At 69.2% G+C, this 240-nt stretch carries 1 protein-coding gene; it reads left to right on the top strand.

Going from position 1 to position 240, the window contains the following annotated elements; genetic code table 11:
- The coding region (locus tag BEN49_RS28930) for a hypothetical protein (protein WP_204376146.1) at window positions 1-240 on the top strand (240 nt) is incomplete at both ends.

Genomic DNA, 240 nt, shown 5'->3' with positions numbered 1-240 from the left:
CAGGCCTACGCCGCCCAGCCCGCCGCGGCCAACGGCGCGGTGCCCCGGCATCATTCTGTTGCAGGAAGCCTTCGGGGTGAACCACCACATCCGCAGCGTTCCCAAACCTTCTCGCTATCCGTCGGCGACGGCACCACGATGCAGGCCTACGCCGCCCAGCCCGCCGCGGCCAACGGCGCGGTGCCCCGGCATCATTCTGTTGCAGGAAGCCTTCGGGGTGAACCACCACATCCGCAGCGT

The organism is Hymenobacter coccineus, assembly GCF_001816125.1.
In the GTDB taxonomy this organism is placed as follows: Bacteria; Bacteroidota; Bacteroidia; order Cytophagales; family Hymenobacteraceae; genus Hymenobacter; species Hymenobacter coccineus.
Note: the sequence above shows the minus strand (reverse complement) of the source record. Positions and strands in the feature narration are given on the sequence as shown.